This window comes from Enterobacter cloacae complex sp. IR5459 (assembly GCF_049238005.1).
In the GTDB taxonomy this organism is placed as follows: Bacteria; Pseudomonadota; Gammaproteobacteria; order Enterobacterales; family Enterobacteriaceae; genus Enterobacter; species Enterobacter hormaechei_C.
This window is the reverse complement of sequence record NZ_JBMKIG010000003.1, coordinates 130026-150792: the sequence shown is the minus strand read 5'-3', so window position 1 is coordinate 150792 and position 20767 is coordinate 130026. Positions and strand designations below refer to the sequence as shown.

The 20767-nt window shown below is 55.2% G+C and carries 16 protein-coding genes; 13 read left to right on the top strand and 3 right to left on the bottom strand.

The window, feature by feature from the left end; genetic code table 11:
• Positions 1-198: 198 nt before the first annotated feature.
• The gene (gene yegD, locus ACOTX4_RS07210) at positions 199-1551 is read right to left on the bottom strand and encodes a molecular chaperone (protein WP_003862083.1); all 1353 of its coding nucleotides are present in this window, start codon (positions 1549-1551) and stop codon (positions 199-201) included.
• A gap of 130 nt (positions 1552-1681) precedes the next feature.
• Here yegD and alkA point away from each other — a divergent pair, with 130 nt between their 5' ends.
• Positions 1682-2554 carry a DNA-3-methyladenine glycosylase 2 gene (alkA, locus tag ACOTX4_RS07205; RefSeq protein ID WP_003862082.1) on the top strand — a complete coding sequence of 291 codons (873 nt, stop codon included), beginning with the start codon at positions 1682-1684 and terminating at the stop codon, positions 2552-2554.
• Here the strand turns inward: alkA and ACOTX4_RS07200 are convergent.
• Complete coding sequence (locus ACOTX4_RS07200; protein ID WP_045330428.1) at positions 2519-5848, bottom strand: diguanylate cyclase; 3330 nt, start codon at positions 5846-5848, stop codon at positions 2519-2521. The genes alkA and ACOTX4_RS07200 overlap by 36 nt on opposite strands.
• 342 nt (positions 5849-6190) lie before the next feature.
• Here ACOTX4_RS07200 and udk point away from each other — a divergent pair, with 342 nt between their 5' ends.
• The 3 genes from udk to asmA all read left to right on the top strand — a co-directional run bounded on the left by udk (position 6191) and on the right by asmA (position 9379).
• Positions 6191-6832, top strand: coding sequence for a uridine kinase (gene udk, locus ACOTX4_RS07195; RefSeq protein ID WP_045330427.1), 642 nt, complete (start codon positions 6191-6193; stop codon positions 6830-6832).
• 91 nt (positions 6833-6923) lie between these two features.
• Positions 6924-7505 (top strand): dCTP deaminase, encoded by a 582-nt coding sequence (dcd, locus tag ACOTX4_RS07190; RefSeq protein WP_013097886.1) that lies wholly within the window; start codon positions 6924-6926, stop codon positions 7503-7505.
• Between the two features lie 23 nt (positions 7506-7528).
• The gene (gene asmA, locus ACOTX4_RS07185) at positions 7529-9379 is read left to right on the top strand and encodes an outer membrane assembly protein AsmA (protein WP_045330426.1); all 1851 of its coding nucleotides are present in this window, start codon (positions 7529-7531) and stop codon (positions 9377-9379) included.
• A 113-nt stretch (positions 9380-9492) separates the two neighbouring features.
• On the opposite strand, the gene ACOTX4_RS07180 is transcribed toward asmA, so the two are convergent.
• Positions 9493-11076: a TerC family protein gene (locus ACOTX4_RS07180; RefSeq protein ID WP_003862080.1), complete on the bottom strand. Its 1584-nt coding sequence runs from the start codon at positions 11074-11076 to the stop codon at positions 9493-9495.
• A 693-nt stretch (positions 11077-11769) separates the two neighbouring features.
• Here ACOTX4_RS07180 and ACOTX4_RS07175 point away from each other — a divergent pair.
• The 9 genes from ACOTX4_RS07175 to wcaF all read left to right on the top strand — a co-directional run bounded on the left by ACOTX4_RS07175 (position 11770) and on the right by wcaF (position 20743).
• Positions 11770-12906, top strand: coding sequence for a polysaccharide export protein (locus tag ACOTX4_RS07175; RefSeq protein WP_003862079.1), 1137 nt, complete (start codon positions 11770-11772; stop codon positions 12904-12906).
• A gap of 6 nt (positions 12907-12912) precedes the next feature.
• A complete protein-coding gene (gene wzb / locus ACOTX4_RS07170; RefSeq protein ID WP_003862078.1) occupies positions 12913-13356 on the top strand; it encodes a low molecular weight protein-tyrosine-phosphatase Wzb in 444 nt (147 codons plus the stop codon).
• A 2-nt stretch (positions 13357-13358) separates the two neighbouring features.
• Positions 13359-15521: a tyrosine-protein kinase Wzc gene (wzc, locus tag ACOTX4_RS07165; protein WP_015572374.1), complete on the top strand. Its 2163-nt coding sequence runs from the start codon at positions 13359-13361 to the stop codon at positions 15519-15521.
• Positions 15522-15672: 151 nt separating this feature from the next.
• On the top strand, positions 15673-16515 hold the full coding sequence (gene wcaA, locus ACOTX4_RS07160; protein WP_017693085.1) for a colanic acid biosynthesis glycosyltransferase WcaA: 843 nt from the start codon (positions 15673-15675) through the stop codon (positions 16513-16515).
• A complete protein-coding gene (wcaB, locus tag ACOTX4_RS07155) occupies positions 16515-17006 on the top strand; it encodes a colanic acid biosynthesis acetyltransferase WcaB (RefSeq protein ID WP_003863505.1) in 492 nt (163 codons plus the stop codon). Before wcaA ends, wcaB begins: the two co-directional genes overlap by 1 nt.
• The gene (gene wcaC, locus ACOTX4_RS07150) at positions 17003-18220 is read left to right on the top strand and encodes a colanic acid biosynthesis glycosyltransferase WcaC (protein WP_032659383.1); all 1218 of its coding nucleotides are present in this window, start codon (positions 17003-17005) and stop codon (positions 18218-18220) included. The genes wcaB and wcaC overlap by 4 nt, the downstream gene beginning before the upstream one ends.
• Entirely contained in the window at positions 18195-19415 is a 1221-nt protein-coding gene (wcaD, locus tag ACOTX4_RS07145; protein WP_003863508.1) for a colanic acid polymerase WcaD, read from the top strand. Before wcaC ends, wcaD begins: the two co-directional genes overlap by 26 nt.
• Positions 19416-19431: 16 nt before the next feature.
• Complete coding sequence (gene wcaE, locus ACOTX4_RS07140) at positions 19432-20178, top strand: colanic acid biosynthesis glycosyltransferase WcaE (protein ID WP_003863510.1); 747 nt, start codon at positions 19432-19434, stop codon at positions 20176-20178.
• Positions 20179-20194: 16 nt separating this feature from the next.
• Positions 20195-20743 carry a colanic acid biosynthesis acetyltransferase WcaF gene (gene wcaF, locus ACOTX4_RS07135; protein ID WP_003863512.1) on the top strand — a complete coding sequence of 183 codons (549 nt, stop codon included), beginning with the start codon at positions 20195-20197 and terminating at the stop codon, positions 20741-20743.
• Positions 20744-20767: the final 24 nt, after the last annotated feature.

Below are 20767 nucleotides of genomic sequence, written 5' to 3'. Positions count from 1 at the left end.
TGAAACTCTTTCGGGGAATGATACTAGTTTAGTCAGGTAACACAGTGGAAAAATGGAGGAAATATGGAAGACTGTCAGGAATGGTCTGAGTGTGGTGCCGCGGTTTCGCCTTCGCCGGGTGGCGCTGCGCTTACCCGGCCAACGGTTGGAGGATCTTGTTGGCCGGGTAAGGCGAAGCCGCCACCCGGCACAACTCCATTAGCTAAACACCACCTGCGCCCAGCGCGCCAGCCCTGCCGTAACGGAGCCAAAGTCATCGCCGCCGGCAATCGGGATCCCCGGCAGCTGTTCCGCCAGCGCTTTCTTGATCAGCGGCGAACGGGCGCTACCGCCGGTCAGGTAAATCACGTCCGGCTTCACTTTGCCATTCTCAAGCGCCAGCTGCACCTGCTCCAGAATACGCTGAAGCGGCTGAGTCAGCGCCATTTCCAGCCCTTCCTGGGTGATAGCCGTAGCCAGATCGTCACTGATAAACGGCAGCGAAACCGCATGCTCAGGACGATCGGAAAGGGCGATTTTGCTCTCTTCGGCGGTGCGCACCACGCGGTAGCTCAGGCGCTGACGCCACACCTTATACAGCAGCGCGACCTTCTCTGCATCCTGTGCATCACGCACCAGATCGTTGAGGAAACGGCCATTCGCGGTGCTGTAAAAATCACTCTGGGCAGGGACGTCGTTGATGGCAATCGCGTTCCACCACGGCAGGATCGGCAGGGCGATGCCTTTCTCGGTTTGACCGCCCATGCCGAGCAGCGGCATCAGGCTCTTGAATGCCAGGGCAATATCCAGATCGTTACCGCCCACTCGGCAGCCGCTGTGCCCCAGCAGACTGTTTTCACGATCGCGACGGTGATGCCACTTCGGACCCATCAGCAGTAATGAGCAGTCCGTCGTTCCGCCGCCGATGTCCACTACCAGCACCCGTTGTTCTTCCGTCAGCGTGGCTTCAAAATCCAGCCCCGCTGCAACCGGCTCATACTGGAATACCACGTCACGGAAGCCAGCCCGGTGCGCTGCACGCTCAAGGATCCCCTGCGCCTGCTGGTTGGCGTCGTCGCCGCCCAGCCCCTGGAAGTTGATCGGACGGCCAATTACCGCCTGGGTGATGGCATCCGGCACCTGGGACTGCGCCTGATTGCGGATGTGCAGCATCATCGCGCAGACCAGATCTTCAAACATCGCCACTTGCTGTGGCTTCAGGCCGCTGGCGCCGAGGAAGGATTTCGGCGATTTAACGAAGTAGACCTCTTCCGGATCTTCAATGTACTGCCCGAGGGAAGAGAGGCCGAACTGCACGCTGGAAGGGGTAACGTCGATATCTTCCTCGCGGTTAAAGCTGACCGCACGGCGCAGCAGCGCCTGGGTTTCCGCTGCGGTAGCAGGAACCTGATGATGGCGGAACAGCCACTCGCTCACCGCTTCACGCGTCGGCGCACAGAGCATTGACGGCAACAGCGTACTGCCGTTTTCCATTTTCAGGAGCTGCGGTTGTCCGTTTTGCATTATCGCAACCGAGCAGTTTGCGGTGCCGTAGTCGAATCCAATAAACACAATAAATCCCCATGCCGGTGAGAAGGGGCGAGACTTTAGCGAAATGTCTGCCAGGCGACAACAGGAATATGAAAGCAAGGCGCAACGCGATCTTTCGGTTTATGCTGAGGTAAATACAAAAGGAGAGACAATGTACACCCTGAACTGGCAACCGCCTTACGACTGGTCGTGGATGTTTGGCTTTCTTGCCGCGCGTGCGGTCACGGGGGTTGAGACCGTTACGAAGGATTACTACGAGCGCAGTTTTGGCTATGCCGGGCACAAGGGCGTTTTCCGGGTTACGCCAGACAGCGCAACCCATACGCTTGCGGTGTCGCTTAGCCCTGGCCTGATCCCGGTGGCGGATATCTGCCTGGACCGCATCGCCCGCCTTTTTGACCTCGATTGCGACCCGCAGCACATTGCACAGACCCTCGGCGATCTCGGCGCGGCGCGGCCGGGGTTACGTTTGCCCGGCGCAATGGATGCTTACGAGCAGGGCGTGCGCGCCATTCTTGGACAACTGGTAAGCGTGGCGATGGCGGCTAAACTGGCGTCACGGGTGGTGGCGCTGTGCGGTGAACCCATCCAGGACGCGCCGGGCTACCTCTGCTTTCCTCCGCCAGAGGTACTGGCCGCGGTGGATCCGCTGGCGTTGAAAGCCCTCGGGATGCCGCTCAAGCGTGCGGAGTCGTTGATTCATCTGGCGCAGTCGGTGGTGGACGGTGAATTCCCGCTGTTCCCGCCCGCGAACGTTGAGGACGGGATGAAGGCGCTACAGCAGCGCCCCGGCATCGGGCGCTGGACCGCGAATTATCTGGCCCTGCGCGGCTGGCAGGCGAAGGATGTTTTCCTGCCGGATGATTATCTGATTAAACAGCGCTTTGCCGGTATGACGCCCGCGCAGATCCGTCGCTACGCCGAGCGCTGGCAGCCGTGGCGCTCGTATGCGCTGTTACATATTTGGTACACCGACGGCTGGTCGCCGTCAGTTGATGGCGAAATAGCTGGTATTCAGCAGTAGATCGAGCGGCTGCGCTTCCCCAATGGTGTCGCCGTAGATAAAGTCAACGCCGATGCCCGACAGCGTATTCATCATGATCGACTGATGGCATGGCCCGGCAATGGTTTTTATGCCCAGACGCTGGGCATGGCCCTGAATGATGGTCACCATCATCTCGTCCATCAGATTGCCGTGGACGTTGGTCACCACGTCTGCATCCAGCAGCAGATAATCAGCGGTGTTGGCGCTGAGCTGGCTGAAGACGTTCATATCGCGTCCAACCCGCGTCAGCACCACGCGACAGCCAGCCTGACGAAGCTTTTGCAGACCCTGCTGCACGTTTTCATCCGTATTGCTCAGCACATCAGCGGCAATAGCCAGATGCAGCAGCCGCGCCGGCAGCGGACCTTTGGTAATGAGGTCGAGCAGCTCATCCACCAGCGTGACGCTGGCTAAACCCGCTTCTGAGAGCGGCAGCGCGACGCCCATTCCTTTGGCCGCCACCTGTGCGGCATAGGTACGGAAGAATTCGCTGAAGATACGTCGGTCCAGGGCGTGCAGCAGCTCCGGCTCCGCCAGCCCGGCGCGGAAGGCATGCTCTTCCAGCACTTCCCCCTGGCTGGTCCACAGCCGCAAGGAAATCAGCCAGAAGCTACTGCTCTCGGGAATGCGCGGCGAGGCGACGCTGCGGGCGATCATCAGCAGATGGTTATCTTTAATCATGTGCCACTGCTCATCCAGCGACATCATGCTGCGCGTGCTGTGGATCCTCTCCTGCTGGGGTTCGTAGACGGTGACCACGCCGCGCCCGCTGTTTTTCGAGGCGTAGCAGGCGATATCGGCCTGAGACATCACTTCCGCAGCCTGATAATTGGTGTCGTCAATCAGCGTAATCCCCGCACTGGCACCAATGCGGTGCAGGCGTCCTTCCCAGGAAAAATGATAGTTGTTGATGGCGTCGATCAACCGGCCCGCAATGTAGCGTGCGCTTTCGACGTTGCAGTCCGGCAGCAGCAGACCAAACTCGTCGCCGCCCAGACGCGCCAGCACGTCGCTGGAGCGCAGCATGGTCAGCATCAGCGAAGAGAGTTCGCGCAGGAGCGCGTCGCCCGCCGCGTGGCCTGCCGTATCGTTCACCGCCTTAAAACGGTCAAGATCGATAAAGACCAGCGCGTGATGCTGATGGGTCTCCTGTACTGTCTGCAACAGACGCTTCAGATGGTTTTCAAAGCTGACGCGGTTCGCCAGGTGGGTCAGGGCGTCATGTGAGGCGCTGTAACTCAGCTGGCGCAGCATTTTGCGCGACTCGGTCACGTCCTGAATCACCAGCACCGAGCCGATGGTGTTACCTTCCAGAGTGCTGAGGGGGGTAATGCTGTAATGAATGTCGAAACTGCCGCCATTGCGGCAGTTAAGCACCACGTCCTGTTCGATATCGGTACGGGACATATCGCCGCTGTGGATGTTTTCCATTAACGGACCGTTCTCGCCGAAGGTAATGTGCAGCACCTTCAGAACGGGCTGACCCAGCGCTTCGCTTTGCGACCAGCCGCTCATCTTCTCGGCGACCGGGTTCATAAAGGTGATGTTCATGTCGATATCGGTGCACAGCACCGCTTCGCCGATGGAGTCGAGGGTGATATGCAGGCGCTCTTTTTCCTGGAACAGCGCCTCGTTCAGCTGCTTCACCTCGGTCATATCCATGTTGATCCCTAACAGCCGCTCCACTTCGCCCTGTTTGTTCAGTACCCGGTTCGCCAGCGAACGAATGTGGCGGATGCCATCCTTGACGCGAATGCGAAATTCCAGCTTGAAAGGCACCCTGGCCTGAAGGGATTCTCGCAGCACCTGTTCGGCGTGGGTGCGATCTTCAGGCACCATGGCCGCATGCCAGAGCTGCCAGGTGGGTTTAATGTGCGGGGGGATCTCGTACAGCTCAAACATCCGCTTATCCCAGCTGATCACGTCCGGCTCGAGATCCCACTCCCATATCCCGATGCCACCGGCTTCGTTCGCGAGGGTGATACGCTCCATCAGACGCTTATTGACCCACTCGGTCTGTTTCAGGTCGTTGATATCTTCAATCTGGGCAATAAAGTAGAGCGGGGTGCCGTCGGCATGGCGCACAACGGAGACGGCCAGCAGCGCCCACACCACCTCTCCGCTGCGAGTGTAGTAGCGTTTTTCGAGGCTGTAGCTATTGATCTCCCCGTTAATCAGCTGTCCCAACTGCTCCAGGTCGGTATTTAAATCTTCTGGCCAGGTTAACTGCTGAAACGTGAGCGACTGGAGTTCAGACTGGCTGTAACCGAGAAAATTGCACAGCGCCTTGTTGGCCTGGAGCCACTGGCCCTCAATGCCCACCAGCGCCATACCAATCGCGGAATATTCCATCGCATTACGAAAACGTTCTTCGCTTTCCGTAATATGTTTACGCTCGGCCCGGAAGGCATACATCACCATCGTCATAATATTGGCGGGGAGCAGCATCATCAGGAAGGGGAGCCACGGCGCGTTGAAGGTGACGATCATGGAGGAGGGCGTCATGGAGAGCGGATTTCGCGCCATCATCAGGGACACCATCATGATGGTGAATAAAAATATCAGGAACGCTTCCATACGCGGCAGACGAACCGCGCTCCACATCAGCAGAACGATGATGCAGGTGAATGGCCACGGCAGCCAGGTGATTGCCGTCCAGCAAAGAACCAGCGTAACGACCAGGGTCACCAGCGTTTCCAGCAGCAGTTTCGGATTGCGGTGGCGCAGCAGGTAATGCGGTTTAAACAGCAGACCTAAAGGCACCAGCGCCAGCGCGCCAATGGCCTCTGAAAGTACCCAGACAAGGAAATTACGCAGCGGCTCCGCGCTCGGCACCAGAAAATGAACCAGAACGCCCCCCACCAGCGGCGGCACAAGGGCACTGCCGAGGGCAAGCCGGACCCAGTCGTTGAGGTTTTGCAGCGGATTATACCAGGGGAGCAGTTTACGCAGTAACAGCGCGCCAACCGTGGCCTCAATGATATTGATCGCCGTGTAGGTGATGTTGAGCGATTCCCATGAGAAGAGCATCCACGAGGCAAAGATATTGCCAAAAGAGCAGGCGAGGGCAATGCCGGGCCACATTTTTCCCGCGTGGCGGTAAAACGCTACCATCATTATTGAAGTCGGGAACCACAATGGCGCCAGCAGCGTACCGAAGCGAGTCAGCTCGAGGGAAAATAAGGTGAAGATGAACGTGACCAGACCCAGACAGACAAGCCGCAGTAAAGGATGTGGGGTAGTAACCAAAACCCGCTGGTATTGTTTATTCATTACCGCTCTATCCAGGGACGCCATGTTGTCAGGAGCCAGGTCCGGACGCGTGAAATTAATAATTTGGTTTATGCTAGTACAAACATTTTACAATTCATATGCCGAGTGCTCAGATTTTGACTTCATAGACTTATAAAATAGTTACTCTGCGAAGAATGGTGATGAAATGGTGAAAATCCGCGCGTAAAAATTTCGCTAAAGGCGTGAAACGGCGCTTTTCAGCCCGCCTCGCATAACCTGCGCATTCGACTGGTATCACGCCCCCGAAATCCCTATAATTGCCGCGTTTGACGCTCCGGCGTCGTCCTTCCTTACATCCAGGTTAATCAGGTCGCTAAATTTATGACTGATAAGTCTCATCAGTGCGTCATCATAGGCATCGCCGGCGCATCGGCTTCAGGTAAAAGTCTTATTGCCAGTACGCTTTATCGCGAACTACGTGAACAAGTGGGTGATGAGCATATCGGTGTTATTCCCGAAGATAGCTATTACAAAGATCAATCCCATCTTTCGATGGAAGAGCGCGTAAAAACCAACTACGACCACCCCAGTGCGATGGATCACAGCCTGCTGTTCCTGCATCTGGAAGCGCTAAAGCGCGGCGAGGCAATTGAGCTGCCCGTCTACAGCTACGTGGAACATACCCGCACCCAGGAAACGATCCGTATCGAGCCCAAGAAGGTGATTATCCTTGAAGGGATTTTGCTGCTCACCGACGCCCGTCTGCGCGAATCAATGAACTTCTCGATTTTCGTCGACACCCCGCTGGATATCTGCCTGATGCGGCGTATCAAACGCGACGTTAACGAACGCGGCCGCTCCATGGACTCGGTGATGGCGCAATATCAGAAAACCGTTCGCCCGATGTTCCTGCAATTTATTGAGCCTTCGAAACAATACGCCGATATTATCGTGCCTCGTGGCGGTAAAAACCGTATTGCCATTGATATCTTAAAAGCGAAAATCAGTCAGTTTTTTGAATAAGCCGTGTGAATTGTGTACCGTTCAGAGATAACCTGGTTTTGCCCTGACGCCGTAAGGCTTCAGGGCGCGATGCACGAAAGGAGAAAGTGCCATGCGTCTTTGTGACCGCGATATAGAAGCCTGGCTGGATGAAGGCCGCCTGTCTATCACCCCGCGTCCGCCGGTTGAGCGTATTAACGGCGTGACCGTCGATGTGCGTCTGGGGAATAAATTCCGCACCTTCAGCGGCCACACGGCACCGTTTATCGACCTCAGCGGGCCGAAAGACGAAGTCAGCGCGGCGCTGGATCGCGTCATGAGCGACGAAATCGTCATCGACGAAGGAGAGGCGTTTTATCTCCATCCTGGCGAACTGGCGCTGGCGGTGACCTTTGAATCGGTCACGCTGCCTGCGGATCTGGTCGGCTGGCTTGACGGACGCTCTTCCCTGGCGCGTCTGGGCCTGATGGTGCACGTCACCGCGCACCGTATCGATCCGGGCTGGTCGGGCCGTATCGTGCTGGAGTTCTTTAACGCCGGTAAACTGCCGCTGGCGCTTCGTCCGGGAATGATGATTGGTGCGTTGAGCTTCGAACCGCTGACCGGCCCGGCAGACCGTCCTTATAACCGCCGTCAGGACGCAAAATATCGCGACCAGCAGGGTGCGGTTGCCAGTCGTATCGATAAAGACTGATCTGTGAGTTCACTGAGGAAGCCATGAGAAGAGTTCTGACAACGCTGATGATTTTGCTGGTGGTGCTGGTGGCTGGCCTTTCAGCGTTGGTGCTGCTGGTTAACCCGAATGACTTCCGGGCCTACATGGTGCGGCAGGTGGAAGCGCGCAGCGGGTATGAACTCAAGCTGGACGGGCCCCTGCGCTGGCACGTCTGGCCGCAGCTCAGCATTCTCTCCGGACGTATGTCGCTCACCGCGCCGGGCGCCGCGCAGCCGCTGGTGACGGCGGATAACATGCGTCTTGATGTTGCGCTCATCCCGCTCTTATCCCATCAGCTCCAGGTTGAACAGGTGATGCTGAAAGGGGCGGTGATTCAGCTTACGCCGCAAACCGAAGCCGTTCGTCAGGCGGATGCGCCGGTCGCACCGCGTGAAAACACCTTGCCTGACGTCCCCTCTGATACCGGCTGGTCGTTCGATATTGGTAATCTGAAAGTTGCTGACAGCGTGCTGGTTTTCCAGCATGAGGATGACGAACAGATCACCGTACGCAATATCAATCTCAGGATGGAGCAGGACGCCAATCATCACGCCACCATGGAGTTCTCCGGGCGGATCAACCGCAATCAGCGCGATCTCAACCTGTCGATGAACGCAAACGTGAACGCTTCTGACTATCCGCACCAGCTGACGGCGGACGTTCAGCAGCTCAACTGGCAGCTGACCGGCGCGGATTTACCCGCGAAGGGGATTGCCGGCCAGGGCACGATGCAGGCGGTGTGGCATGAAGAGCGCAAACAGCTCGAACTGAACGCGCTCAACCTCCAGGCCAACGACAGTTCCCTGAAGGGGCAGGCGAGCGTCACGCTTGATGAGAAACCTAAGTGGGTGCTGGATCTGCAATTCGACAAGCTGAATCTCGAGAACTTGCTTCCGCTCCAACCGGTGAACGCGACCGATGAGGGAGCCACGCAGGTAGGGCAAAGCCAGGCCACGCAGTCGCGTCCGGTGATCTCCTCAAATCTCGATCTGCCTGACTACAACGGCCTGCGCGGATTTACCGCCGACATTCTGCTGAAAGCGAACAGCGTGCGCTGGCGTGGAATTGATTTTACCGACGTCAGCAGCCAGATGTTCAACCACAACGGCCTGCTGGTCATCTCCGAGCTCAGCGGAAAAATGGGAGCAGGGAACCTCTCGCTGCCGGGCTCGCTGGATGTACGCAAAGACGTTGCCAGCGCCGCGTTCCAGCCGCGTCTGGAAAACGTTGAAATTGGCACCATCATGAAAGCCTTTAATTACCCAATTGCCCTCACGGGGCAGCTGTCGCTGGCAGGGGATTTCTCTGGCACGAAGATTGATGCGGATGCCTTCCGTCGTAGCTGGCAGGGGCAGGCGCACGTTGAGCTGAAAGATACGCGCATGGAAGGGCTGAACTTCCAGCAGCTGGTGCAGCAGGCGGTAGAGCGCAGCAGCAGCGTGAAAGCGAATGAAAACTACGACAGCGCAACCCGTCTCGACAGCTTTACCAGTGAGCTTGCCCTCGACAACGGTCAGCTCTCGCTTGACGACATGCAGGGCACTTCGTCACTGCTGGCGCTGACCGGAACCGGCGCGCTGGATCTGGTGAAAGAGACGGCAGACACCCGCTTCAACGTCCGCGTGAAGGCTGGCTGGGAAGGCGAAGGCCAGCTTGTAGAGTTCCTGAAAGAGACGCCGATACCGCTGCGCGTTTACGGAAAATGGCAGGCGCTGAATTACAGTTTGCAGGTCGATCAGATCCTGCGTAAGCACCTTCAGGATGAAGCGAAACGTCGGCTGAATGACTGGGCGGACCGCAATAAAGAGACTCAGTCAGGTAAGGACGTGAAAAAACTGCTCGATAAGCTGTGATGCCTGTTGTGCCGGGTGGCATGTACGGCCTGATGCCCTCACCCCGGCCCTCTCCGACGGGGAGAGGGAGCAAACACTAAAAACGGCAACGAGGTTGCCGTTTTGCTTTTTACCTACACCTCTAAATCCATCTCATCTTCACCGCGCAGCGGTATCAGCTGCACCTTCTGCACGCGATGGCTCTCAACCTGCAAGGTTTTGAGCATGTAATCCCCCACCTGGACCTCTTCCCCCGGCTGCGGAATACGTTGCAGATTTTCCATCAGCAAACCGGCGATGGTGTGGTATTCGCGCTTCTCGTCCAGCGGAAGCGGAACGAACTGCACCAGATCTTCAAGCGGCATATGGCCGTTGGCGGTCCAGCTGCCGTCGGCGTTTTTCTGAATATCGTGGCGCGCATCGATCTCATCCACCTCATTAGGCAGATTACCGGCGATGGTTTCCATCACGTCGCTGAGCGTCACCAGCCCTTCCACAGAACCAAACTCATCAACGACAAACGCGAAGTGGGTGCGCGCGTTGCGGAACTGCTCCAGCGCGGAGAGCAGCGGCAGCGCTTCCGGGAAGACCAGCGGCTGGCGCACCAGCGCGCGCAGGTTGAGCGGCTCGCCGTGAAGCTGCTGTTGCAGCAGGTCAATCACGTGTACCACGCCCAGCAGCTCTTCTTCCTCTTCACCGCCGGTCACGACCACGCGGGTGTGCTGGTTTTTATCCAGCAGGGCACGGATCTGCTCTTCCGGCGCCGTCAGGTCAATATGCTCAATGTCATGGCGGGAGGTCATGATACTGCTCACTGTGCGCTGGTTGAGGTTAAGCACGCGCTCTATCATCCGGCGTTCCTGCGGGTTGAAGATCTGCCCGTCGCTGTGGTCGGCAAGCATCGCCGCGGATTCAGCATCCAGCTCGGCATCCTCTTTTTTGCCGCTCAGCAGGCGCATCACCGTATCTGCGGTGCGCTGACGTAATGTCTGGTTCGCGGAAAGAAAACGGCGACGGTTGAAAATGGCCAGCTGGTTGAGAAACTCAATCAGCACCGAGAAACCAATGGCGGCGTACAGATACCCTTTCGGGATATGGAAGCCAAAACCATCCGCTACCAGGCTAAAGCCAATCATCAGCAGGAAGCTCAGACAGAGGATGACGATAGTCGGGTGACTGTTCACGAAGCGCGTCAGGGCTTTACTGGCGAGCACCATCAGGGTGATGGCGATGATCACCGCGGCCATCATCACCGCCAGATGGTCAACCATCCCGACGGCCGTGATCACGGAGTCGAGAGAAAAGACGGCATCCAGCACCACTATCTGTGCGACCACCGGCCAGAATTTAGCGCCGCGTCGCTGGGTGGGGTTTTCACTGTCTTTTCCTTCCAGCCGCTCATTAAGCTCAACCGTGGCTTTGAACAGCAGGAACAATCCGCCGAAAAGCATGATCAGGTCGCGGGCGCTAAAGCTCAGACCCTGCACGCTGAATAAGGGTTTGGTCAGCGTCACCAGCCACGAGATTGAGGCCAGTAACAGCAGACGCATCACCATGGCGAGCAGAAGACCCGTCACGCGGGCGCGGTCGCGTTGTGAAGGGGGTAATTTATCGGCAAGGATGGCGATAAACACCAGGTTATCAATGCCGAGCACTAATTCGATGACGACCAGCGTCACCAGCCCGGCCCAGATTGATGGATCGGCAATCCATTCCATAGTAAATGCAATACCTTCTGTTATATGACTAATGTCACACTTCGATCATGGATAAAGCCGACGGAAATTGCAATGCCGGGGTGAGATTTCTCTTAATGCTACACTCAGGTAAACCCCATTTGCTGGGCGGTGTAAATAAGTTAATTGCGAAGATTTAATTACAGAAGTCGTTATTTAGGAAATATCGCAATAAATGGTCCGGCGATCTATTTTGTCAATATAAAGAAAATCCGAAAACCTTAAAACTTTGCTCTTAATATTAATCTTAAAAACGAATATTAGGACGGTTGTCTCCTTGCCTGCTATTAGGTTAGCTGCAACAATTCTTCCAGCATCAAATGTTAAAACTCCTTGTTGCTATTTTTGTTTCGGTCTTTGGTGAAGGTTATACATTATCAATCGCCCCTGTGAGGCGTTTGATATATTTCGCAAAAGGCCTTATCCAAGAGGGTGTCTAACCATAACGCATTGTTTAGTCAGTGGATTGGTAACTGAAAGCCAAGGGCGGTAGCGTGCCTGAAAGCGTGTGAATCAGCCTCAATTATTCTGTCAATAGCCAATGGATGAATAAGCTTTTTTTAGGACTGATGCCAGTTATATTGCTAAATGATTAACTGCATTCTGATTGTCACCACGACCCGCGCTTATTTTAATTGCACAGGATAATTACTCTGCCAAAGTGATAAATAATCAATGATGAAATCCAAAATGAAATTGATGCCATTATTGGTGTCTGTGACCTTGATGAGTGGTTGCACGGTCTTTCCCGGCAGCAATATGTCGACAATGGGCAAGGATGTGATTAAACAGCAGGATGCTGATTTTGATCTCGACAAAATGGTGAATGTGTATCCATTAACCCCACGTCTGGTGGAACAATTACGGCCACGTCCAAATGTTGCTCAGCCAAATATGTCTCTGGACCAGGAAATTGCCTCTTACCAGTATCGCGTGGGTCCGGGTGACGTCATTAACGTGACCGTCTGGGATCACCCGGAGCTGACCACGCCTGCGGGCCAGTACCGTAGCTCAAGCGACACCGGTAACTGGGTACAGTCCGATGGCACCATGTTCTATCCCTACATTGGCAAAGTGCACGTCGCGGGCAAAACGCTTGCTGAGATCCGTAGTGATATTACCGGCCGCCTGGCGCAGTACATTGCTGACCCGCAGGTGGACGTTAATATCGCCGCGTTCCGATCCCAGAAAGCCTATATCTCTGGCCAGGTCAATAAATCCGGCCAGCAGGCCATCACCAACGTCCCGCTCACCGTTCTCGATGCGATCAATGCCGCAGGGGGCTTAACCGACGGCGCCGACTGGCGCAACGTGGTGCTAACCCACAACGGCAAAGAGCAGCGCATTTCGCTTCAGGCGCTGATGCAAAACGGTGACCTGACCCAGAACCGCCTCCTTTATCCGGGCGATATTCTGTACGTGCCGCGCAATGACGATCTGAAAGTGTTCGTGATGGGTGAAGTGAAGAAACAGAGCACCCTCAAGATGGACTTCAGCGGTATGACCCTGACCGAAGCGCTGGGCAATGCGGAAGGCATCGATCTGACCGCCTCCAACGCCAGCGGTATCTTCGTGATCCGTCCTATCAAAGGCGAGAACGCGAAGGGCAAGATTGCCAACATCTACCAGCTGGATATGTCCGACGCGACGTCGCTGGTCATGGCAACGTCGTTCCGTCTCCAGCCGTACGATGTGGTCTATGTCACCACCGCGCCGGTCGCCCGCTGGAACCGTCTGATCAACCAGTTGCTGCCTACCATCAGTGGCGTTCGCTACATGACGGATACGGCGAGCGACGTTCATAACTGGTAAGCCGCGATGTTTAACAAAATTCTGGTGGTGTGCGTGGGGAACATTTGCCGTTCCCCCACGGCTGAAAGGCTGTTGAAAAATTACCAGCCTGCGTTAACGGTCGACTCCGCAGGGCTGGGCGCGCTGGTCGGAAAAGGTGCCGACGAACGTGCCGCAAGCGTTGCCCTTGAGCATAACCTCTCACTCGACGGGCACGTTGCCCGTCAGGTCTCTGGCCGGATGTGCCGGGAATATGACCTGATCCTCGCGATGGAAAAACGCCACATTCACGCGCTGTGCGATATCGCACCGGAGATGCGCGGCAAGGTGATGCTGTTTGGTCACTGGGATGGTGAGCGCGAAATTCCCGATCCGTATCGCAAGAGCCGCGAGGCCTTTGAGGCGGTATACACCTTACTAGACCAGTCTGCCCGTCAGTGGGCGCAGGCACTGAAAGCTCAGCAGGGATAACAATGACAGAAAAAACAAGACCTTCTGCCGCCCCGACGTCGGGCAGTGATGAAATCGATATCGGTCGCCTGGTCGGGACCGTTATTGAAGCGAAATGGTGGGTGCTGGGTATTACCGCCATCTTTGCCGTGGCGGCGATCGTTTATACGCTGTTCGCGACGCCTATTTACAGCGCCGACGCGCTGGTGCAGATCGAACAAAATACCGGTAATTCGCTGGTTCAGGATATCGGTTCGGCGCTGGCCAACAAGCCGCCGGCATCGGAAGCCGAAATTCAGCTGATCCAGTCGCGCCTGGTACTGGGCAAAACGGTTCACGACCTGGGGCTGGATATTGCGGTCACCAAAAACACCTTCCCGGTGTTTGGCGCAGGCTGGGATCGCCTGATGGGGCGCAGTAACGATACGGTAAAAGTGACCGACTTCGTGATCCCAAAAGGGGCAGGGGACCAAACCTTTACCCTGACCGTGCTGGGACCAAAACAGTATCAGCTGACCAGCGACGCGGGCTTCAGCGCACGCGGCGAGGTGGGGCAGATGCTGACTAAAGAGGGCGTCAGCATCAAGGTCAGCGCAATTCAGGCGCATGAGGGCGGGGAGTTTACGGTCACCAAATTCTCGACGCTCGGGATGATCAACAACCTGCAAAACAACCTGACCGTCACCGAAAACGGCAAGGATACCGGCGTTCTGAGCATGACCTTCACCGGTGAAGACAAGGATCAAATCCGCGACATCCTTAATAGCATCACCCGCAACTATCTTGAGCAGAACGTAGAGCGCAAGTCAGCGGAAGCCGCAAAAAGCCTGGCGTTCCTCAGTAAACAGCTGCCGGAGGTGCGCGCCCGTCTGGATGACGCTGAGAACAAGCTGAACGCGTACCGTCAGGACAAAGATTCCGTCGATCTGCCGCTGGAGGCGAAATCGGTTCTCGACTCCATGGTGAATATTGATGCGCAGCTGAACGAGCTGACCTTCAAAGAGGCGGAGATTTCCAAGCTCTATACCAAACGTCACCCGGCGTACCGCACTTTGCTGGAGAAACGTCGTACCCTGGAAGAAGAGAAGGCGAAGCTGAATGACCGCGTGACCGCGATGCCGAAGACGCAGCAGGAAATTGTACGCCTGACGCGTGATGTGGAATCCGGCCAGCAGGTTTACATGCAGCTGCTGAACAAACAGCAGGAGCTGAAAATCACCGAAGCCAGCACCGTCGGCGACGTGCGTATCGTTGACCCGGCGATTACCCAGCCGGGCGTGCTGAAGCCGAAGAAGGCGCTGATTATCCTCGGCAGCATTATTCTCGGCCTGATGCTTTCCATTGTCGGCGTGCTGCTGCGCTCGCTGTTCAACCGCGGTATTGAAAGCCCGCAGGTGCTGGAAGAGAACGGGATCAGCGTGTACGCCAGCATCCCGCTCTCCGAGTGGCAGAAGTCCCGTGACAGCGTCAAAACCGTTAAGGGCGTCAAGCGTTACAAACAGAGCCAGCTGCTGGCCGTGGGTAACCCGACTGACCTGGCGATTGAAGCGGTGCGCAGCCTGCGTACCAGCCTCCACTTCGCCATGATGCAGGCCAAAAACAACGTCCTGATGATGACCGGCGTTAGCCCATCAATCGGTAAAACCTTCGTCTGCGCCAACCTGGCGGCGGTGGTGAGCCAGACCAACAAGCGCGTGCTGTTGATCGACTGCGATATGCGTAAGGGCTACACCCACGAGCTGCTGGGGACCAACAACGTTAACGGACTGTCGGAAATCCTGCTCGGTAAAGGGGAAATCAGCGAGAGCGCCAAGCCGACGTCGATTCCGAAATTTGACCTGATCCCGCGTGGCCAGGTGCCGCCGAACCCGTCTGAACTGCTGATGAGCGAGCGCTTCACGCAGCTGATTGAGTGGGCGAGCAAAAACTACGACCTGGTGCTGATCGATACCCCACCAATTCTGGCGGTTACCGACGCCGCCGTGGTAGGGCGTCATGCGGGCACCACGCTGATGGTCGCACGCTATGCGGTGAACACCCTGAAGGAAGTGGAAACCAGCCTGAGCCGCTTTGAGCAGAACGGTATTGAGGTGAAGGGGGTCATTCTGAACTCCATCTTCCGCCGCGCGACCGGGTATCAGGATTACGGCTATTACGAGTACGAATACAAGTCTGACAGTAAATAACAAAATGCACCCCACACCCCTCACCCTAACCCTCTCCCCAAAGGGGACAGGGGACTGTTCGGTGCTGGATTTGGGGGACGAACGTAATGATAACCACTGGATGCCTTTCACCCTCTCCCCTATGGGGAGAGGGCCGGGGTGAGGGGAAAATATGACCACACAACGCCCTTTGATTTCTATCTATATGCCGACATGGAATCGTCAGCAGCTGGCGATCCGCGCGATTAAATCGGTCCTGCGTCAGGATTACGATAACTGGGAACTGATTATCGTGGATGACTGTTCCTCCTCTTACGAACAACTGCAAAAGTTTGTAGAAGACCTGAACGACCCACGCGTGATGTACACGCACAACGCTATCAACTCCGGGGCGTGTGCGGTGCGCAACCAGGCGATTATGCAGGCGAAAGGGCAGTATCTGACCGGTATCGACGACGATGACGAATGGACGCCAAACCGTCTGTCGATCTTCCTGTCGCACAAAGCGCAGCTGGTGACCCACGCGTTTCTGTATGCCAATGACTATGTCTGCCAGGGCGAGGTCTATTCGCAGCCGGCCAGCCTGCCGCTGTATCCGAAATCACCGTATTCCCGACGCCTGTTCTACAAGCGCAACATTATCGGCAATCAGGTGTTTACCTGGGCATGGCGCTTTAAGGAGTGCCTGTTCGATACCGAGCTGAAGGCCGCGCAGGATTACGACATTTTCCTGCGGATGGTGGTGGAGTACGGCGAGCCGTGGAAGGTGGAAGAGGCCACGCAGATCCTGCACATCAATCACGGGGAGATGCAAATCACCTCGTCGCCGAAGAAATTCTCGGGCTACTTCCATTTTTACCGCAAGCACAAGGACAAGTTTGACCGTGCCAGCCGAAAGTATCAGCTCTTCACCCTGTATCAGATCCGTAACAAGCGCATGAACTGGCGCACGTTGCTGACGTTGCTGTCGGTACGTAACGGCAAGCGTCTGGCTGACGGGCTTCGGGGGAAATAATGTTTCTGGAAGATTGTCGCGCTAACAGCTGGAGCCTGCGCCCGTGCTGCATGGTTCTGGCCTACCGTATTGCGCACTTTTGCTCGGTGTGGCGCAAAAAAAATGTGCTGAACAATATCTGGGCCGCGCCGGTGCTGGTGCTGTACCGCATCATCACCGAATGCTTTTTTGGCTATGAAATTCAGGCCGCAGCCACCATTGGCCGCCGCTTTACCATTCATCACGGTTATGCGGTGGTCATCAACAAGTTCGTCGTCGCGGGTGATGATTTCACCATTCGCCACGGGGTGACGATCGGCAACCGCGGGCCAGACAGCCTGGCCTGCCCGGTCATCGGCAATAACGTCGAGCTGGGCGCCAACGTGGTGATGATCGGGGACATTACCGTGGGCAATAACGTGACGATTGGCGCAGGCAGCGTGGTGCTGGACAGCATTCCGGACAACGCGCTGGTGGTGGGCGAGAAAGCCCGCGTGAAGGTGATAAAATGAACATTCTGCAATTTAACGTACGCCTCGCAGAGGGCGGGGCGGCAGGCGTAGCGCTGGATCTGCACCAGCGCGCGCTGCAAAAAGGATTACAGTCGCGCTTCGTTTACGGTTACGGCAAAGGTGGCAAGAAAAGCGTCAGCCATGATAACTATCCGCAGGTGCTGAAGCAGACGCCACGTCTGACCTCCGTCGCCAATATCGCGCTGTTCCGCCTGTTTAACCGCGACCTGTTCGGCAACCTGAATAATCTCTACCGCACCGTCACCCGCACTCGCGGCCCGGTTGTGCTGCACTTTCACGTGTTGCACAGCTACTGGCTGAATCTGGAAGAGGTGGTGGCGTTTTGTGGCAAGGTGAAGGCGCACAAGCCGGATACCCGATTCGTCTGGACGCTGCACGACCACTGGAGCGTGACCGGACGCTGCGCCTTTACCGACGGCTGCGAAGGCTGGAAAGATAACTGTCAGAAATGCCCTACGCTCAGCAACTACCCGCCGGTGAAGATCGATCGCGCGCATCAGCTGGTTGAGGGTAAGCGTCAGCTGTTCCGCGATATGCTCTCGCTCGGCTGCACCTTTATCTCCCCAAGCCAGCACGTGGCGGATGCTTTTAATAGCCTGTACGGAGCAGGGCGTTGCCAGATCATCAACAACGGTATTGATGTGGCGACGGAAGCGATCCTGGCCGAACTGACGCCCGTAGCCGTTACCGCCGGTAAGCCGAAAATTGCGGTCGTCGCCCATGACCTGCGTTACGACGGCAAAACCAACCAGCAGCTGGTGCGCGACATGATGGCGCTCGGCGACAAGATTGAGCTGCATACCTTTGGCAAATTCTCCCCGTTTGAAGGCGCTAACGTGGTGAACCACGGGTTTGAAACCGACAAACGCAAACTGATGAGCGCGCTGAACGGTATGGACGCGCTGGTGTTCAGCTCCCGCGTGGACAACTACCCGCTGATCCTGTGCGAAGCGCTTTCCATCGGCGTGCCGGTGATTGCCACCCACAGCGACGCCGCGCGGGAAGTGCTGGAGAAATCCGGCGGTAAAACCTTCAGTGAAAATGAGGTGCTGCCGCTGGTGCAGTTGTCGAAGGCCGATATCGCGCAGGCTGTTTTTGGCACGGACCTGGAATCGTTCCGCAACCGTAGCCGCAAAGCGTACAGTGGACAACAGATGCTGGAGGAGTATGTCTCGTTCTATCAGAATCTGTAGTTATCTGCTGCTGCCGCTGATCTACCTGCTGGTCAACGTTAAGATTGCCCAGCTCGGCGAAAGCTTCCCGATCACTATCGTCACCTTCCTGCCGGTTCTGCTGTTGCTTTACGTTGACAAGCTTAACCTCAAAAAGCTGATGATTGCGCTGGGCATCGGGTTTGGTCTTACGGCGTTTAACTACATCTTTGGTCAGTCGCTGGACGCCAGCAAATATGTCACCTCCACCATGCTGTTTGTTTATATCGTTATCATTATTGGCATGGTGTGGAGTATTCGCTTTAAAACTATTTCTCCGCACAATTATAGGAAAATCCTCAGGTTCTTTTATATTGTCGTCGGGCTGATTGTTGTGCTTGCGGCAATGGAGATGGCGCAAATTATTCTCACAGGCGGAAGCAGCCTGATGGAAATAATTTCGAAATATCTTATATACAGTAACAGCTATGTACTGAACTTCATTAAGTTTGGTGGCAAGCGTACAACCGCGCTCTATTTTGAACCGGCGTTTTTTGCTCTGGCATTAATCTCAATTTGGCTCAGCATCAAACAGTTCGGTATCAAAACCCCCAAGACCGATGCTATGATTCTTGCAGGAATCGTTCTGTCAGGGTCGTTCTCCGGGGTAATGACGTTTATTCTGTTTTACCTGCTGGAGTGGGCGTTCCAGTACCTGAACAAAGAGGCGATTAAGAAAAAACTGCCGCTGGCGATAATCTCTCTGACGGTATTTTTAGTGGGCGTGATATTTGCGTTTCCGTACATTTCTGAGCGTCTGGGTGATTTGGGAACGGAAGGTTCATCGTCCTATTATCGCATCATTGGTCCACTGGTGATGGTGGGTTATTCCTTAACCCATATAGATGGCGTAGTAAGATTCGGCTCACTTTATGAATATGTTGCATCATTCGGAATCTTTAACGGTGCGGATGTCGGTAAAACCATAGACAATGGTCTGTATCTGTTAATTATCTATTTTTCCTGGTTCGCCGTACTGTTGACACTGTGGTATCTGTTTAAAGTTTTCAAAATGATGATTAACGCGTTTGGTGATAACCAGAACTTTCGCGTGCAACTTTATCTGTTCACACCAGTGTCGTTGTTTTTTACCGGGTCAATATTTAGCCCGGAATATGCATTCTTAATTGTATGTCCGTTTATTTTGCGCAAGGCGCTGAATATTACGAGCGTATGACGAAATGAGGTGATTTATGTTTCTTAGCGTCATTACTGTCGCCTTTCGTAACTACGAAGGGGTGGTAAAAACCTGGCGCTCGCTGCGCAACCTGGCGCGCGATCCGAGCCTCACGTTTGAGTGGATCGTGGTCGATGGCGGCTCGAACGACGGCACGGCGGAGTTCCTGGAAAAACTCAACGGTGAGTTTAACTTACGTTACATCAGCGAGAAAGATAAAGGCATTTACGATGCCATGAATAAAGGCATCAACATGGCGCAGGGGCGTTACGCCATCTTCCTCAATTCCGGCGATGTGTTCCATGAAGATGTGGCGCTGTTTGCCCGTCAGCTGGCGCGCCAGAAAGAAGATGCCATGTTTATCGGTGATGCGCTGCTTGATTTCGGCGAGGGGAAAAAAGTGCTGCGCGGTGCGAAACCAGGCTGGTATATCTACCACAGCCTCCCGGCCAGCCATCAGGCTATTTTCTTCCCAATGAGCGGCCTGAAAAAACAGCCTTACGATTTGCGCTATAAAGTGTCATCAGATTATGCCCTGGCCGCCAGCCTTTACAAATCTGGCTACCCGTTCCGTCGAATTAAAGGACTGGTATCTGAATTTTCAATGGGCGGCGTGTCAACCTCAAATAATCTGGAACTGTGCCAGGATGCAAAAAACGTGCAGCGTAAAATATTACGCGTGCCAGGGTTCTGGGCGGAATTATCTTATTTCTTACGTCTGAAAACGACGGGTAAAGCGAAAGCCTTATATAACAAAGCCTGAGATATAAGGAAACGTAATGCAGGAATTAAATGGATTCTCCGTACCGAAAGGTTTTCGGGGCGGGAGCGGTATTAAAGTTCAACTGTGGTGGGCTGTACAGGCAACGTTATTTGCCTGGTCGCCGCAAATACTGTACCGCTGGCGCGCATTTTTACTGCGTCTGTTTGGCGCAAAAATAGGAAAAAACGTAGTCATTCGACCTTCGGTGAAAATTACTTATCCCTGGAAATTAACGCTTGGGGATTACGCCTGGGTTGGGGATGACGCAGTGTTATATACCCTTGGTGAGATTACGATTGGCGCAAATTCGGTGGTTTCACAGAAGTGTTATTTGTGCACCGGCAGCCACGATTTTATGAGCCCGCATTTTGATATTACCGCTTCGCCTGTTGTGATCGGTGAAAAATGCTGGCTGGCAACAGACGTCTTTGTTGCACCCGGTGTTTCTGTTGGCGATGGCACGGTAGTCGGTGCCCGCAGCAGCGTTTTTAAATCGCTTCCGGCAAATAAAATTTGCCGTGGCAACCCCGCAGTGGTGATACGCGAACGCGTTGAAACTGATTAAATTCATAAGTAGAGGAATATAAAC

What these genes read in the sequence shown, in the direction of transcription:
- alkA (WP_003862082.1), top strand. Translation starts at nt 1,682, where the DNA reads ATGTACACCCTGAACTGGCAACCGCCTTACGACTGGTCGTGGATGTTT.
- ACOTX4_RS07200 (WP_045330428.1), bottom strand. Translation starts at nt 5,848, where the DNA reads ATGAATAAACAATACCAGCGGGTTTTGGTTACTACCCCACATCCTTTA.
- udk (WP_045330427.1), top strand. Translation starts at nt 6,191, where the DNA reads ATGACTGATAAGTCTCATCAGTGCGTCATCATAGGCATCGCCGGCGCA.
- dcd (WP_013097886.1), top strand. Translation starts at nt 6,924, where the DNA reads ATGCGTCTTTGTGACCGCGATATAGAAGCCTGGCTGGATGAAGGCCGC.
- asmA (WP_045330426.1), top strand. Translation starts at nt 7,529, where the DNA reads ATGAGAAGAGTTCTGACAACGCTGATGATTTTGCTGGTGGTGCTGGTG.
- ACOTX4_RS07180 (WP_003862080.1), bottom strand. Translation starts at nt 11,076, where the DNA reads ATGGAATGGATTGCCGATCCATCAATCTGGGCCGGGCTGGTGACGCTG.
- ACOTX4_RS07175 (WP_003862079.1), top strand. Translation starts at nt 11,770, where the DNA reads ATGATGAAATCCAAAATGAAATTGATGCCATTATTGGTGTCTGTGACC.
- wzb (WP_003862078.1), top strand. Translation starts at nt 12,913, where the DNA reads ATGTTTAACAAAATTCTGGTGGTGTGCGTGGGGAACATTTGCCGTTCC.
- wzc (WP_015572374.1), top strand. Translation starts at nt 13,359, where the DNA reads ATGACAGAAAAAACAAGACCTTCTGCCGCCCCGACGTCGGGCAGTGAT.
- wcaA (WP_017693085.1), top strand. Translation starts at nt 15,673, where the DNA reads ATGACCACACAACGCCCTTTGATTTCTATCTATATGCCGACATGGAAT.
- wcaB (WP_003863505.1), top strand. Translation starts at nt 16,515, where the DNA reads ATGTTTCTGGAAGATTGTCGCGCTAACAGCTGGAGCCTGCGCCCGTGC.
- wcaC (WP_032659383.1), top strand. Translation starts at nt 17,003, where the DNA reads ATGAACATTCTGCAATTTAACGTACGCCTCGCAGAGGGCGGGGCGGCA.
- wcaD (WP_003863508.1), top strand. Translation starts at nt 18,195, where the DNA reads ATGTCTCGTTCTATCAGAATCTGTAGTTATCTGCTGCTGCCGCTGATC.
- wcaE (WP_003863510.1), top strand. Translation starts at nt 19,432, where the DNA reads ATGTTTCTTAGCGTCATTACTGTCGCCTTTCGTAACTACGAAGGGGTG.
- wcaF (WP_003863512.1), top strand. Translation starts at nt 20,195, where the DNA reads ATGCAGGAATTAAATGGATTCTCCGTACCGAAAGGTTTTCGGGGCGGG.